The following is a 14965-nucleotide window of genomic DNA, read 5'->3' as shown; positions in this document are numbered from 1 at the left end:
CAAGTCGCCAAAAGACTTTGAAAAATATAATTCTTAAATTCTCTTAACTCCGTGTCTAGTTTTTCGTTGACTTTCCAATTCTAAAAAAAAGATCAACCGGTCCTGTTCCAGGTACCAGATTACTAAAAAATACTGTTTTATCAGGCATGAAGTAAACAATCATCCCGATTGAAATAAAGATATCCAAAATAGAAGCCTGACGAGCAATTTGGGCTGATATTTTTTTACGATAATCTTCTCTTAAGTCTTCTGAACCCTTTAAAAGTCCTTCTAAATTTTCTAATATATCAAACAGTTCTCGACAATAATCAAGAATCACATTCTTCCTCACTTATTTCTTAGATCCTTAAATCATTACTGACTATAATTTTAACATTAATGTCTTGATTTTGCAACATTTTAATCTTACATAAAAAAACACCCGCAGGTGCTTTTTAATTATGAGATGAAACATTCAAACGGTTGAGCGCGCGATGCAATGCAACTTCTACGCGTTTTATTTCATCGGATTTTTTCTCAGCTTTAGCAACTTCAAGTGCTTTTTCAGCTCGAATTTTTGCACGTTCGGCACGTGAAACATCAATATCACGATTACGTTCGGCGGAATCTGCAACAATTGTTACGAGACTATCTTTAATTTCGATAATTCCACCATTAACAGCAATGTAATCTACATGTGTCTCATCATCTGGACGACGAACTTTAAGTTCATCAATTTCAAGTCCAGCAATTGTCGAAATCATGTTTGGCAAAATACCAATTTCACCATTTGTAGTCCGAGCAGTAATATAGTTTGCATGGTGATCATAAACCACACCAGCAGGGGTAATCACTTGAAGTGTCATGACGTTTTCAGACATTCGATCCTCCAATTTTTTCTATGAAAATTTAAATTATAAAGCGTAAAAATACTTTAAAAAACAAAATTACAAGAGTTAATCAAACTTTTAAAAAGTTGAAGCAACTTTTACTGACAGAATTATTGTCAGTAAATTTTGCGATTCAATAATGTATTTTCACTTTGTCATTTCATAAGAAATCGAATTAATAACCCATTGATTTTGCTTTTGCAAGTACGTCTTCAATTGGACCTACTCCACGGAAAGCATCTTCAGGGACTTCGTCATATTTACCTTCCAAAATTTCCTTGAAGTCATGAACTGTTTTGTCAATTGGTACATATGAACCAGGTTGACCAGTAAACTGTTCAGCAACGTGGAAGTTTTGTGAAAGGAAGAATTGGATACGACGTGCACGTCCAACGAGAATTTTTTCATCATCTGACAATTCATCCATACCAAGAATGGCAATGATATCTTGCAATTCTTTGTAGCGTTGAAGGACACGTTGAACTTCCATTGCAACTTCATAGTGTTCTTCACCAACAATTTCAGGTGTAAGCGCACGTGATGATGAAGCAAGTGGGTCAACGGCTGGATAGATACCCATTTGTGTCAAACGACGTTCCAAGTTAGTTGTTGCGTCCAAGTGAGCGAAGGCTGTAGCTGGCGCTGGGTCAGTATAGTCATCGGCAGGGACATAAATCGCTTGGATAGATGTAACAGAACCCTTCTTAGTAGAAGTGATACGTTCTTGTAATTGACCCATTTCAGTTGCAAGAGTTGGTTGGTAACCAACGGCAGAAGGCATACGTCCCAAAAGGGCAGAAACTTCTGAACCGGCTTGAGTGAAACGGAAGATGTTATCGATGAAAAGCAATACGTCTTGTCCTTGAACATCACGGAAATATTCCGCTATTGTTAAACCAGTAAGGGCAACACGCATACGTGCTCCAGGTGGTTCATTCATTTGACCAAAGACCATGGCTGTTTTTTCAATAACGCCTGATTCTTTCATTTCCCAGTAAAGGTCATTCCCTTCACGAGTACGTTCCCCAACACCTGTAAATACAGAAATACCACCATGTTCTTGGGCAATGTTGTGAATCAATTCTTGGATAAGGACGGTTTTACCAACACCGGCACCACCGAAGAGTCCGACTTTCCCACCTTTAAGATAAGGGGCAAGTAAATCGACAACTTTAATCCCTGTTACAAGAACTTCATTTGCAGTTGACAATTCGTCAAAAGTTGGAGCTTTCTTGTGGATAGGATTACGTTCTGCATCAGCAGGGAAATCTTCTCCACCATCAATAACGTCACCAAGGACATTAAAAACACGACCAAGAGTAGATTCACCAACAGGAACGCTGACCGCTTTACCTGTATCAAGGACTTCAAGTCCACGAGTCAATCCATCAGTAGATTCCATAGCGATCGTACGAACTGCACCATCACCAAGTTCCAAAGCAACTTCAAGAGTAATTTTTGTTTTTAAACCATTGACATCTTTGTAGACAATCAAGGCATTGTTAATCTCAGGCAGTTTGGCATCAGAACCAAATTCCACGTCAACGACGGGACCGATAACCTGAGTAATTTTACCAGAACTCAATGTTTTTCCTCCTGTTTTTATTTTCTGTCTAACAACAGAATTTCTATTCATTTTTAAGTTCATCAGTAAAAATTTACTGACAAACGTAATTAAAATTCAAAGCCTTTACTGACAGAACATTTATTCCTCAAGTTGATAAATCGTAACATTGAGAATAATGTTTGACAGTAATTATAGCGCTGAAGCACCCGCAACAATTTCCGTAATTTCTTGCGTAATTGAAGCTTGACGAGCACGGTTATATTGAATGGTCAAATCATTAATGACAGAATGTGCATTATCTGTTGCAGTACGCATTGCGGTCATACCTGCAGCATGTTCTGCTGTTTTTGCATCAACAATTGAGCCATAAATCATACTTTCAGCATATTGCGGCAACAACTGATTTAAGATTGTTTCACGATCTGGTTCTAATTCAAATGTTACAAGAGATGCTTTTTCGTCACCTTTTTCATCAAAAGAAATAGGTAACATTTTTTCCATCCGTGCCTCACTTACCAATGAGTTCACGTGGTGGTTGTAACAAACATAGAGTTCATCGAATTCTTCTGCTTGATATTCTTCCACGGCTTCTGTAACAATTGCCCGAACCTCTTCAAAGGTCGGTTGATCTGAAAGTCCACGAAGAACATAAGAAACTTTGACGTTACGGGCTTTGAAAAAGTCCGCTCCCGTACCACCAAGTGCAAGGATTGTATACTCGCTCTCATTTGTGTGGCGTTTACGTATATTACTTATAACAGACTTCAAAATATTTGAATTGTAACCGCCAACAAGCCCACGATCTGATGTGATAACGAGATAGCCAGTTTTTTTGACTTCACGTTTAATCATCATCGGATTTTTGGCCGGCTCATTATCGCTTGAAACTAAGTCAGTCGTAATCTTACGTACTTTTTCAGCATAAGTCTGAAAAGCTTTAGCGTGAGATTCTGCTTTTTGAAGTTTAGCAGCAGAAACCATTTGCATGGCACCTGTGATTTGACTTGTTTTCTTTGTTGACGCAATCTTAGTTTTTATTTCGTTAAGTGAAGCTCCCATTAGTTAGCCTCCTTATTAATAATTCGTTGTATTTTTGAATGCTTTAATCGCTTCGTCAAGTTTTGCTTCTTCTGGCAAATCTTTAGTGTCAGTAATTACGTTCAAGAGATCTGCATAATTTGCATCGAAGAAATCGAACATTTTAGTTTCAAAATCAAGAACATCATCAACTGGAACATCATCAAGATGACCATGAGTCAATGCATAGAGAATCAAAACTTGTTTTTCAACAGCCAATGGTTTGTGCAATGGTTGTTTCAAAACTTCAACGGTACGACGACCACGATTCAATTTTGCTTGAGTCGCTTCATCAAGGTCAGAACCAAATTGTGTAAAGGCTTCAAGTTCACGGAATGACGCAAGGTCAAGACGCAAAGTACCAGCTACTTTCTTCATGGCTTTGATTTGTGCGGCACCACCAACACGTGATACTGATGAACCAGCATCAATGGCAGGACGTACACCTGAATAGAACAAGTCATTTTCAAGGAAAATTTGACCGTCGGTAATAGAGATAACGTTTGTTGCAATATAAGCTGAGATATCACCTGCTTGTGTTTCAATGAATGGCAAAGCCGTCATTGATCCACCACCAAGATCATCAGACAATTTAGCAGCACGTTCCAAAAGACGTGAGTGCAAGTAGAAAACGTCACCTGGGTATGCTTCACGACCTGGTGGACGACGGAGCAAGAGAGAAAGTTCACGGTAAGCTACCGCTTGTTTAGATAAATCATCATAAACAACCAAGACATGTTTACCGTTATACATAAATTCTTCACCCATTGCAGCTCCAGCATAAGGAGCGATGTATAGGAGTGGAGAAGGTTGAGAAGCTGACGCAGTTACGACGATAGTATAATCCATCGCACCGAGTTTACGGAGCGTTTCAACTTGTGTACGAACTGTTGACTCTTTTTGTCCAATCGCGACATAGATACAAATCATATCTTGACCTTTTTGGTTCAAGATTGCATCAATAGCGACTGAAGTTTTACCTGTTTGACGGTCTCCGATAATTAATTCACGTTGTCCACGTCCAATTGGAACGAGGGCATCAATCGCTTTAAGACCAGTTTGTAATGGCTCAGAGACTGATTTACGTTGCATAACACCAGGAGCTTTTGCTTCAACAGGACGAGTTTTACCTGTATTAAGTTCTCCAAGTCCATCAACGGGTTGTCCAAGTGGGTTTACAACACGTCCGATGAGTTCTTCACCAACTTGGATTTCCATGATTTTACCTGTACGTTTAACAGTATCACCTTCACGAATTGAGAGGAAATCACCAAGTACGATAATACCAACGTCTGTAGCATCCAAGTTTTGCGCCATACCAAGTACACCATTTGAAAACTCAACAAGCTCACCGCTCATCGCATTTTCAAGGCCATAGGCACGCGCGATACCATCACCAACATAGGTAACGACACCAGTTTCAGCAACTTCAAAATCTGGTGTGAAATTTTCAATTTGTTTTTTAATCAGTGAGCTGATTTCATTAGCTTTAATTGCCAAAAATATGCTCCCTTCTAGAAATTTTTTACTAGTTCAAGGCTATTTAGCTTTAAACTGCAGTTATACTTTTTGAGCATGGATAGGCAAGTTTTAAAATTTCCTTTGCATGTTTTCAAAAGTTTAACAGTTTGAGTTTGAAAAATTCTCCACTAAGTTTTTAACAAAGGAAGAAAATTTTTCTATCCTGATTAGAGGATTTCAGCGGCGATTTTAGCCAATTGTGTTTTTAATGAGGCGTCAATAATTTTTCCACGAGAGTTTACAATGAATCCTCCGAGAATTTTTTCATTGACTGTATTAATTACTGTTACTTCGTTTAAATCAAATTTTGATTTAGCCATTGCTTTAAATTTTTCAATTTGAGCTTCTGACAATGCAATACTTGAAACAACTTCAACGTCAGCAATTTTAAACATGTCATCCGCTGCATTTTTAGTTTCTTCAAGTATTTCTCCGAGGTCAGCTAGACGTCCATTAGAACGAATAGTATTCAGGAAATTTGACATCACTTCTGATGAAGTTTGAAGCAAAGTATCAATCAATTCAGATTTAGCAGAGAATGAATAAACTTCATTTGCTAAAAAAGCACCTAAGTTATTTTCTTTGAAAAGCTGAATCATTTCGCTAACTTCAGTAAGAATTGCTTCAAGTTGTCCTTTTTCTTGGGCGACCTCAAGTAAAGCTTTACTGTATTTTTGTGAATTTACTTTTGTCATCTTATTCTCCTAACTTAGCGAGATAAGAGTCGATTAATTCCTGTTGTGCAGAAGCATCTAATGATTGTCCAATGAGCTTTTCAGCAATTTGAACTGAGATGTCCGCAACATCGCCTTTAACTGTGTTAAGAGCTTCTTTGCGTTCTTGCTCGATATCTTCTTGCGCACGTTTCTTCAAGCTAGTTGCTTCTTCATTTGCTGTTGCAAGTACTTTCGCACGGTTTTGTGAGGCAGTGTCATTTGCAACTTGAATGATGTTAGCAGCTTCTTCTTTAGAACCTGCAAGCTCTGCTTGACGTTGTTTAACCAAGTCAGCGGCTTGTTTGTTGTTCGCTTCTGCTGCATCGATATCATCAGATATTTTTTTCGCACGACTTGCAAAAACACTTGTAATTGCATTCCATGCAAAGAGGCGCAACAATACCAATAAGATAATAAATGCACCAGATACAACGATGATGTTACCGAGAACGGTATTCGGAGCAGCTTCTAATAATAATGTTGACAATTTCTACTCCTTTCTTAATGTTCTGCTATGATTTTGTGGCTAATGTACAAGTTTGTCAAAAGGACAAAGACATAAGCTTGGAGGGCTGAAATGAAAAGTGAAAAGCCAATCCATGCAACTTCTAGAATCCACGCAACTGGAAGCATCCACATGGTTGATTGAATCATACCGGCAATAAGACCAAGCATGATTTCACCCGCGAAGATATTCCCATAAAGCCGTAAACCAAGTGAAAGTGCATTTGTAAATTCTTCCAAAATGTTCATTGGAAGAAGACCTTTCGGATCTTTCCAGAAGGCAACCTTGAGGTAACCTTTAAAACCGAATTTTTGTACACCCAGTGTATTTGACATTACAACAACAAGAAGCGCAAGTGTCAAATCGACTGTTGGATTTGCAGTTGGTGATTTCCAAAGAGAAACATCACCTGGCGTACTAATTTTAGTTACTAGCCCAATGCAGTTGGCAATAAGAAGGAAAGAAAAGAGGGTAAAGTTCATGAGCGCAAAGCGTGGTGCTTCATGAGGGCCGACGTTATCTTTGGAAACTCCATTGACAAAATCAACAACCCACTCAAGAACATTTTGTTTACCTTTGGGCTTGAGCTGCATATTGCGGCTCGCCCAGAATACCAGACCGAAAACAATGAGGACAGTCACAAAAGTCATTACTGTGATTGTTCCATCAAATGGAATTGGCCCAATATTAAAGGTCCATGTTGATTCCATACCTGTTCTTCCTTTCTGTTTTTAAAATTTTTTGTTGAGAAAAATTTTAACGGAAAAGGAATGCCATAGCAAGGGCGATGAAGAATGTACCTTCGACGAAGGCGATACCCATGAACATTGAACCACGAAGTTTTCCTTCAAGTTCAGGTTGGCGTGCAACGGCTTGGAGGAAGTTTGAAACGATAAGTCCATCACCGATAGCGGCTCCGAGTGCTGCAAGACCGATAGCAATTGCTCCAAGAGCGGCAAGTGTAATTGTCATTATAGACCTCTTTCTATATTGCGATTTCGCAAATTTATTTTACTAAGAAATTCTACTACTATTCGTAGTTTTTGTCAAAGACAAGCATGAGAATTTCATCATTTCTCTTGTTTTTGTCTTTGTAAGCGTTTGATAGACAAACTTTTTACTTTTGTCTTGAATAAAATGGAAATTTTTAATATTAGCTCAATCGTTCTTCTTGCTTATAATTTATAGGGAGCCACTGTAAGACAGACTCTATTTTTTTAGTCCAATAATACCATTCATGGACACCATCTGAACTCTCATAAGTAACATCAAATCCCTTTTTCTTCAACTCTACTATTGCGTACTCATTTCCTGGGAAAAGAAAATCTTGTTTTCCACACCAAGCGTAAAGTTTTGGTCGTTCCTCATTCTTACGATCAGCTAAGGCCAAAATTTCATTATCTGAACCCTTAAAAGTCTCCCAATTTCCAAAAATCCCGCCCCAATAAGCTGGGTTTTCTTTGAAATTCTCTTCCATTCCATCGAATGTCAGAACTCCTGACAAACTTGCGGCATAGCTAAAGTGATCTGTACCTAGGGCAAGACGGTAAGCACCATATCCACCCATAGATAAACCAGCAATAAAGTTCTTTTCTTTTTTTGTAGATAAATTTGGGAAAAAATTGTGAATTACTTTTGGAAGTTCCAAGGCAATCGCATCAAAATAATTCATACCATAAGTGGTATTCACGTAAAAACCTAAATCTGTCGAGGGCATTACAATCGCCAAATTTGTGTGTCGAATTAATCTTTCAATTCCAGAACGAATCATCCATGAATTTTCGTTTCCACTCATTCCGTGCAAAAGGTAAAGTACGGGTATCTCTGTGTTTGAAAAATCTTCCACCTTACTTGACTCAGGGTAAATAACATTGACTTTTCGATTCATCCCAAGAACTTCTGAGTAGTATTCGATATTGATTACTGCCATAAAAAGTCTCCTTAATAAATTTTATGTTGTTAGCAAATGTTGTTAACTTTCTACCTATTATAAGTTCAATTTCTTGAATTCTGTTAAATTAAAAATTCCTTTCTTTTTAAATCTGACCTTCGTTTTCTTTTTTCAAAGTGTGCACTATGACTATTCCTTCCATTTTGTTTTTAATAATAAAAAAACGAAATGAAAGAAGTACTTTTTTAGTTTCCACAGGCACTCAACGTCTTCTTTATTGTAACATTTTATAGATGTCTTTTGCTCTCTTTTTTCCTTTCATTTATCTAACTGTTTTGATTTGCCATTGCTGATTTACTTCTGTTAATTTTATTGCCCCTTTTTGGTCAGTTCTGAGTGTCTTTACCTGATATTTGGCTAAGGTTTCTAAAGTTTCTTGATTGGGATGACCATAGCGATTAGCTTTTCCAACCGAGATTAGTGCAAGTTTAGGATGTATCTCTTTGATGAATTCCGGACTTGAACTTGTTTTACTGCCATGATGCCCCACTTTTAACACATCTACCTGTAATTTGGGATAATTTTGTAGAAGCTTTTTTTCTCCTTCTTGTTCCAAATCTCCTGTAAAAAGAAATTTTGTATGGTAAAAGTTTCCATAAGTCACTATGGAATCATTATTATCACCTTTTTTAGTGTAACCATTTGATAAAACTTGAAGAAAACTATCAAAAATCGGAATTTTATCCCCAACTTTACTAACATGAATCGGAATTTTTGCTTTTTTTAATTTTTCCACAAAACTACTGTTGGTTAATTCTCCCGGACTGACCCAGATTTCTCTTATTTTTATTTTATCAGCTAAGGATAAGAAATCACCAACATGGTCAGCATCTGTATGAGTCAGAATAAGTTGGTCAATATGAGCCACCCCCATGGATTCTAAATAAGGAATAAGCGTTTTGTCAGCATTTGATTGCGTCTGCGCTTTTTGCCAATTTTTTTGAGGAAGAGCAAGTCGTCCCCCAGTATCAATCAGAATGTTTTCTTTATTAAACTTATCTTGTAGAAAAATACTATCGCCTTGTCCGATATCAACCGCTGTAATGCTTGCTCTCATTGGATTTTTAGTGATGAAAAAAAATAAAAATATAAATCCAATAAAAAAAAATTTCCTTTTTTTATGAAAAAATGAATCTACGAATAAACCAATTAACACAAATAGAATAATTAATTCGAATGAACTAGGTTTCCCCAAAACAAAGGGGTAATGTAAGGGTAAATCAACTTTATGAACTAGCCATTCTAGAATTTGAAAAATAAAATTTAAATTGAGCGAAAATCCCAAAAATGATATAAGAAAACAGCATAAAAGCAGCGGGAGCAGCATAAAATCAAAAAGAAAACCAAATATAATTGTTAATAATATTGAAAGAGGCTGAAAAATATGGAAATCAAAGATGAGTAACGGAAGAACACAAAGTGAAAGGACTGCTGATTCTGTCAGCACTTTTTTCAATCCATTTAAATTAGAAAAAGAATGGTTAAGCATCGAAATGACAAAAGCATAAAACAAGGTAAGCTGACCGCCAGTCGTCAGTAAAATTTTTGGACTTATGAGCATCAAAACTAATGTCGTCACTGCGATATTATCCAAAGAAGTCAGACGAATATTTTTTTGAAAAAGGGCTCTTAAAACTGAAACTGATAATCCCGTCATAAAAGCATAAAAAATAGAAAATGGAATTTGAACAAGATTCACTCTTTCTCTCGTCAGTCCCATGCGAAGAAGTATTTTACGAAACCAATCAATAAAAAAATTTACTTGCATTCCTGATAGAGCAAAAAGATGAATAATTCCTAAAGAGCTGTAAATATCGCTCATCTGATTAAAATCCTTGCTTAAAAAGCCAAAAAGTAAGCCTGTCATATAGTCACTCATCGGTTTTGGAAAATGATTTTGTGCCCAAACAATTGCCTTTCGCCTTAAAGTATGAAGGTCAAAATTCTTTTTTATTTCCACATTTGTAATTTGCTGGATGGTAATCTGTCGATAGATATTTTGACTAGCTAAATATTTTTGGTCATCAAAACCATTAAAATTTCGCTGAGTTTCTGGTATTTCAAGGTTTCCTGTGAAACTTAACTGACAATTTTGACTTAAGTTCTGATAAAATTTTTTCTCTTTTAGACTTTTCAATGTGTCATAGACTTGATAGTTTTGTCCGTTCATTCTCCCCTGAAAACTCAATAAATCACCATTGACTTGAATTGTATCTGGAATTAATTCAATTTTTGAGAGAGCTTTTGGTTGATTTTCATTATCCCTAATACTAAGACTATTGATTAACAGAAAAAATCCAGCAAAAACAATTAATATCGGAATCATTAGATAATATTTTCTGAATAGAGCTAGTAAAATTGAGCAAATAAATAAAATAAGCAAGGGTAAATTGTAAGTAAAGATACAAAAATAAAGGAGCACAACAAGATAAGTTAGAAAAATCAAGGGAAATTTAATCAATAGAAATCTCATCTTTCAGTTTTTCTAATGTTTTATCCCCAAAGCCAGATACTTTACCCAAATCCTCTATTGATTTAAAGTCACCATTTTTCATGCGAAAATCAATAATATCTTGCGCTTTTTTTTGACCAATTCCAGTCAGTTTTTGTAATTCTGTCAGGTCTGCTTTATTGATATTTATTTTTGGACCACTTGTCGTTGAAATTTGATTACTGACAGAGCTGCTAGTAGGACTGTCAGTACTTTCTGAACTTGAACTTTCCCCAACTTTCGGTACATAAATCACTTCTTCATCTTTAAGTTTTGCTGACAGATTGATTGATTTCTGGTCTGCTTGATCAGTAAATCCTCCCGCTTGCCTAATTAAATCAACAAGGCGCTCATCTGACGAAATTTGGTATACATTAGGTTTTGCAACCGCTCCTTTTAAATCAACCATAATTTCATTTTTATTTTTTTCACTACTGCTACTATTAAATTTACTGACAGAGCTTTTGGTAGAACTAGAGATCAAATTTTCTACTGACAGAGTTTCAGCTGGCTTTGGTGAATTGGTGAAAATATAAAAAATTCCACCAGCAATAAGTGCACAAACAACTAAAAGCATTATTTTCCAGTATTCTTTTAATTTATCTAAAATTTTTTCCATACTTTTATATACGAAAAAACTCTTGAAAAGTTTCCAAGAGTTAAATTATTAATGTTTTTATTTAAAAATGAACCGGTAAGCCAAGATAATTAGAATAATTAAGATAACAAGAGCCAGTCTTAATGGTGAATTTCGACGCCAAGGATTTTTCTTTTTTCCATTTTTACTGACCACTTTGTCAGCATTTTTTCGCTTTGCCTGTCTTCCTGTCAGTCCTTTAAAGAGTTGACTCATAATCTTCTCATCGCTATAAGAAAGCACATTACGCGCATAAATTTTTTCTCCAGCCTTGGCTATTGCCAGAGTGGCTAGTAACTGTAAGCCAAGAGCAATCCAGGCTTCTGTAGTGGTTGAGTATTGGATGGCTAAACGACTAGTCATCAAAGTTGGACTAATAAAAGGTATAAAACTAAGCACTTTTAAAACAATATTTCCAGGCACAGTTGAGCCTGCAATCCCACCAATGTATCCAATCATCGCTAAAAAGGCAATTGGCTGAGTAGCTTGTTGAACTTGGGCTTGTTCATTCACTAAAGAAGCTACAATTGAAGCAAGAATAAGATAACCCAAAATTCCAACCAATGACATCGTGACTAAATAAATTCCAAATCCAAAGGTAATGCCTGAAAGCATTTCACCAATTGCTTTGATTTGGTCTAAATTTCTGATGAATGGATAAGCAACTCCAAATCCGATAACGTAAATTCCAAGCTGAGTGGTCAGAAGCAAAATAACACCGATAATTTTCCCATAATACTGCACATTTGAGCTTGTTGCCGCAAGTAAAGTCTCCATAATCCGGCTTGATTTCTCATTACCAATTTCTTGCCCTATAATTCCCACATACATCATCATCAATGTGAAGATTAAAATCGAAGCAATTGAACCAATAGCAATATTTGCCCCAGTCTGAGCATTTCCTGTTGATTTTTGCCCAGAACTTGTTTGAGTTTTCATCGTAAATTTAGCTGGACTGAGCAATTCTTGAACATCAGCTGCCGATAGATTTAAACGCTGAGCTGTCTTTGATATATTAACTTGAGTTAGTGCTGATTGAAAACTTGTTTGGTCAAATTTGACACTTGATTTATTGTCCGTAACAATGGTGTAAGTCCCATCTTCAACAGTCAAAAAACCATCAATTCTCCCTTCAGAAAGCTCATTTTTAGCCTCTTTTAAAGAAGATTCATTTTTAATATCAGCTTTTAAACTCTCATTTTTAGAAAGAATTTGAGTTAAAGCAGGATTATCTACGACTGCCAATTGCGGAGTTTGATTAGCCCCGCTACTGATGACCAGACCAATAACTAAGTAGATTGCTCCTAATAAAAAAGGAGAAAGAACGAGGGCCCAAAAACCCACTCCCTTGATGCGACTACGATAAATATTTTTTGCAACAAGCCAAGTTTGATTTTTCATTTCGCCACCCCACTTTTCGCGCTTAGGTCTTCTTGATTATGCTCAGCCACTTCCATTCGGAAAATTTCATCAAGGGAGGGAGGGGATTGAACAAAGGCTTGGACATAGCCATCTTTGGCTACTTTTTGAAAAATTTCACGACCAACATTTGCTTCAGAAATTTTAATTGAACGGCCACTCCCTCTTTTTTCAATTGACTCAACTCCTGAAATTAAGGAAAGTTCATCATTTGATAGGTCCGACTCTAAATAAACACGGGTCCGACCATAAGAAGCTCTGATATCTTCAACCGTACCATTCAATATCGTTTGCCCACCTTTTAGCATCAGCAAGTGGTCAGATAAAAGCTCAACATCACTCATATTATGATTAGAGAAAATAACTGCTGCTCCCTTATCACGACTTCGCTTAATTTCATTTCGCAAAAGTTCTGTGTTTACAGGGTCAAGTCCTGTGAATGGTTCGTCTAAAATTAAAAATTCTGGCTCATGAATCAAGGTGGCAATAAATTGAATTTTTTGGGCATTCCCTTTTGAGAGCGTTTGAACTTTATCTGTTGATTTTCCAACGACTTCTAAACGTTTCATCCAATCTTGAAGTTTTAAACGTGCATCTGCCCGCTTCATCCCATGTAGTTCGGCAAAATAAAGAATTTGATCCTCTACCGTCATTTTTTGATAGAGGCCCCGCTCTTCGGGTAAAAAACCAATTTTTTGTTTGATTTCTTGGGTAATCGGAGCGCCTTGCCAAGTAATTTTCCCTTGATCAGTTGGTATGAAATTAAGAATCATCCGAAATGTTGTTGTTTTTCCCGCACCATTTTGACCAATCAGTCCCATGACCTCCCCAGGTTTGATAATCATATTAAGATGGTCAACGGCGATTTTACTCCCAAAGTTTTTTTGAACTTTGTCAATCTTTAATGTCATAAATTCTCTTACTTTTCCTTTTTTTTCTAATTATATCATTTTATTTTCACTTTTCACCTACTTTTTCTCCTTAGGTAAGACAAAAAATTGTTCATTTTGTCTTTTTATTTTACCGTTTTCATTTGATTTCTCAACCCATTAAAACACAAGACTAAAAGTAGCAGACTAGCCAAGAAAGCCGGAAGAGCCGAATTATAATTACTCATTCCCCAAAGTAAGCCACGCCCCTGTGCGATATAGACTCCAGTATTAATTAAGTCAAGTAAAAATCCAAAACTTAGAAAAAGCCATAATACTTTTAATGTTTTCATTCTCCGAATTTTTATGCCAAGTCTCCAGATACGAAAACTAGTAAAAGCAATAAGCAGACTTCCAAAAAGATAAATGAGCTCAATGGTTTGAAGCCAGTAAAAGTGCTGAGTTTCTAAGAGAAAGCCCAGAAGGGTCAGTAGTCCTGCAAAAATCAGGATTGGGATAAAAATGGACCAGATAAATTTGTTCATTTTTTCTTCCTTTCTAATTTATATTTATTTTCTTTAATTTTATTTTAATATTTTTCTTACAAAAGGCAAAATGTTTTACTTCTTTTATAATTTATATAATAAAAAAACCTTGGTCATTATTCCAAGATTTTTTTTATTTCCTCTTCTGATAAATCTGTCAGTAATTTTGGAGCCTTTACCTCTTCAGATTTTTGTAGTGCTAATTCTAACCAAACAATTCCATACCATTGTTCAAACTTATAACCAGCCTTGGGGAAAAGTCCAATTTGTTGAAATCCAAATTTCTCATGGAAAGCGACACTAGCTGGATTTGGATAAGTAATACAAGCATAGGCCCGTTGATAATTGAGTGCCGCTAAGGCTGTCAGTAACTTTTGATAAAGGGCACTTCCAGCTCCATGTTGTCGCTCTTTTTCATCTAAATAAATTGATAATTCGACCACCCAATCATAAGCCGCCCGTTCACGGTAGGTCCCTGCATAGGCATAACCAATGATTTTACCATTTTCAATCGCTAAAAGATATGGAAATTGACTCCCAATTTTTTCAATTCGATTTTCAAATTCTTCTAGTGTAGGCACTTCGTACTCAAAAGTAATGGCTGTTTTTTCAACATATGGTCTATAAATCTCTAAAAGTCGCTGAGCATCAGCTTTTTTTGCTAGTCTAAACTCCATCTTATCCCCTTTATAGTTTTTATCTATTATACACCAATTATTAACTAATGACAGAACTTCTCACATCGCTAGATAATAAAATTTTAAAAATAAATAAAAGTGCCTATGAGACCTGTCAGTA

Annotated in this window: 16 protein-coding genes; all 16 read right to left on the bottom strand. The window is 36.2% G+C overall.

Annotated features, from left to right (window positions below; genetic code table 11):
- Window positions 1–55: 55 nt before the first annotated feature.
- The 16 genes from RSC39_RS05855 to RSC39_RS05780 all read right to left on the bottom strand — a co-directional run bounded on the left by RSC39_RS05855 (window position 56) and on the right by RSC39_RS05780 (window position 14844).
- Window positions 56–319: a hypothetical protein gene (locus tag RSC39_RS05855; RefSeq protein ID WP_332535770.1), complete on the bottom strand. Its 264-nt coding sequence runs from the start codon at window positions 317–319 to the stop codon at window positions 56–58.
- 115 nt (window positions 320–434) lie between these two features.
- Window positions 435–860 (bottom strand): F0F1 ATP synthase subunit epsilon, encoded by a 426-nt coding sequence (locus RSC39_RS05850; RefSeq protein WP_011676764.1) that lies wholly within the window; start codon window positions 858–860, stop codon window positions 435–437.
- Window positions 861–1044: 184 nt separating this feature from the next.
- A complete protein-coding gene (gene atpD / locus RSC39_RS05845; RefSeq protein WP_014735119.1) occupies window positions 1045–2454 on the bottom strand; it encodes a F0F1 ATP synthase subunit beta in 1410 nt (469 codons plus the stop codon).
- A gap of 171 nt (window positions 2455–2625) precedes the next feature.
- Window positions 2626–3495: a F0F1 ATP synthase subunit gamma gene (locus RSC39_RS05840; protein WP_011676766.1), complete on the bottom strand. Its 870-nt coding sequence runs from the start codon at window positions 3493–3495 to the stop codon at window positions 2626–2628.
- Between the two features lie 15 nt (window positions 3496–3510).
- Window positions 3511–5013, bottom strand: coding sequence for a F0F1 ATP synthase subunit alpha (atpA, locus tag RSC39_RS05835; protein WP_014572214.1), 1503 nt, complete (start codon window positions 5011–5013; stop codon window positions 3511–3513).
- Window positions 5014–5201: 188 nt separating this feature from the next.
- Window positions 5202–5729: a F0F1 ATP synthase subunit delta gene (locus tag RSC39_RS05830; protein WP_011835692.1), complete on the bottom strand. Its 528-nt coding sequence runs from the start codon at window positions 5727–5729 to the stop codon at window positions 5202–5204.
- 1 nt (window position 5730) lies between these two features.
- Window positions 5731–6237, bottom strand: a complete 507-nt coding sequence (atpF, locus tag RSC39_RS05825; protein ID WP_010906128.1) for a F0F1 ATP synthase subunit B — start codon at window positions 6235–6237, stop codon at window positions 5731–5733.
- 14 nt (window positions 6238–6251) lie between these two features.
- On the bottom strand, window positions 6252–6965 hold the full coding sequence (atpB, locus tag RSC39_RS05820; RefSeq protein WP_004255255.1) for a F0F1 ATP synthase subunit A: 714 nt from the start codon (window positions 6963–6965) through the stop codon (window positions 6252–6254).
- Between the two features lie 46 nt (window positions 6966–7011).
- Complete coding sequence (locus RSC39_RS05815) at window positions 7012–7227, bottom strand: F0F1 ATP synthase subunit C (RefSeq protein ID WP_004255250.1); 216 nt, start codon at window positions 7225–7227, stop codon at window positions 7012–7014.
- A gap of 181 nt (window positions 7228–7408) precedes the next feature.
- Window positions 7409–8185, bottom strand: a complete 777-nt coding sequence (locus RSC39_RS05810) for an alpha/beta hydrolase family protein (protein ID WP_063282164.1) — start codon at window positions 8183–8185, stop codon at window positions 7409–7411.
- A gap of 283 nt (window positions 8186–8468) precedes the next feature.
- Window positions 8469–10679, bottom strand: coding sequence for a DNA internalization-related competence protein ComEC/Rec2 (locus RSC39_RS05805; RefSeq protein WP_332535766.1), 2211 nt, complete (start codon window positions 10677–10679; stop codon window positions 8469–8471).
- The gene (locus RSC39_RS05800) at window positions 10660–11316 is read right to left on the bottom strand and encodes a helix-hairpin-helix domain-containing protein (RefSeq protein WP_332535764.1); all 657 of its coding nucleotides are present in this window, start codon (window positions 11314–11316) and stop codon (window positions 10660–10662) included. Before RSC39_RS05800 ends, RSC39_RS05805 begins: the two co-directional genes overlap by 20 nt.
- A 57-nt stretch (window positions 11317–11373) precedes the next feature.
- A complete protein-coding gene (locus tag RSC39_RS05795; RefSeq protein WP_332535762.1) occupies window positions 11374–12735 on the bottom strand; it encodes an ABC transporter permease in 1362 nt (453 codons plus the stop codon).
- Window positions 12732–13664 (bottom strand): ABC transporter ATP-binding protein, encoded by a 933-nt coding sequence (locus tag RSC39_RS05790; RefSeq protein ID WP_332535760.1) that lies wholly within the window; start codon window positions 13662–13664, stop codon window positions 12732–12734. The genes RSC39_RS05795 and RSC39_RS05790 overlap by 4 nt, the downstream gene beginning before the upstream one ends.
- Before the next feature lie 104 nt (window positions 13665–13768).
- Window positions 13769–14167 carry a hypothetical protein gene (locus tag RSC39_RS05785; protein WP_063282169.1) on the bottom strand — a complete coding sequence of 133 codons (399 nt, stop codon included), beginning with the start codon at window positions 14165–14167 and terminating at the stop codon, window positions 13769–13771.
- Between the two features lie 116 nt (window positions 14168–14283).
- A complete protein-coding gene (locus RSC39_RS05780; RefSeq protein ID WP_332535757.1) occupies window positions 14284–14844 on the bottom strand; it encodes an N-acetyltransferase family protein in 561 nt (186 codons plus the stop codon).
- Between the last annotated feature and the right edge of the window lie 121 nt (window positions 14845–14965).

Source organism: Lactococcus sp. (assembly GCF_036648155.1).
Taxonomy (GTDB): domain Bacteria; phylum Bacillota; class Bacilli; order Lactobacillales; family Streptococcaceae; genus Lactococcus; species Lactococcus cremoris.
This window is presented reverse-complemented; position numbering and strand designations above follow the sequence as displayed.

What these genes read in the sequence shown, in the direction of transcription:
- RSC39_RS05850 (WP_011676764.1), bottom strand. Translation starts at nt 860, where the DNA reads ATGTCTGAAAACGTCATGACACTTCAAGTGATTACCCCTGCTGGTGTG.
- RSC39_RS05840 (WP_011676766.1), bottom strand. Translation starts at nt 3,495, where the DNA reads ATGGGAGCTTCACTTAACGAAATAAAAACTAAGATTGCGTCAACAAAG.
- RSC39_RS05830 (WP_011835692.1), bottom strand. Translation starts at nt 5,729, where the DNA reads ATGACAAAAGTAAATTCACAAAAATACAGTAAAGCTTTACTTGAGGTC.
- atpB (WP_004255255.1), bottom strand. Translation starts at nt 6,965, where the DNA reads ATGGAATCAACATGGACCTTTAATATTGGGCCAATTCCATTTGATGGA.
- RSC39_RS05815 (WP_004255250.1), bottom strand. Translation starts at nt 7,227, where the DNA reads ATGACAATTACACTTGCCGCTCTTGGAGCAATTGCTATCGGTCTTGCA.
- RSC39_RS05810 (WP_063282164.1), bottom strand. Translation starts at nt 8,185, where the DNA reads ATGGCAGTAATCAATATCGAATACTACTCAGAAGTTCTTGGGATGAAT.
- RSC39_RS05805 (WP_332535766.1), bottom strand. Translation starts at nt 10,679, where the DNA reads ATGAGATTTCTATTGATTAAATTTCCCTTGATTTTTCTAACTTATCTT.
- RSC39_RS05800 (WP_332535764.1), bottom strand. Translation starts at nt 11,316, where the DNA reads ATGGAAAAAATTTTAGATAAATTAAAAGAATACTGGAAAATAATGCTT.
- RSC39_RS05795 (WP_332535762.1), bottom strand. Translation starts at nt 12,735, where the DNA reads ATGAAAAATCAAACTTGGCTTGTTGCAAAAAATATTTATCGTAGTCGC.
- RSC39_RS05790 (WP_332535760.1), bottom strand. Translation starts at nt 13,664, where the DNA reads ATGACATTAAAGATTGACAAAGTTCAAAAAAACTTTGGGAGTAAAATC.
- RSC39_RS05785 (WP_063282169.1), bottom strand. Translation starts at nt 14,167, where the DNA reads ATGAACAAATTTATCTGGTCCATTTTTATCCCAATCCTGATTTTTGCA.
- RSC39_RS05780 (WP_332535757.1), bottom strand. Translation starts at nt 14,844, where the DNA reads ATGGAGTTTAGACTAGCAAAAAAAGCTGATGCTCAGCGACTTTTAGAG.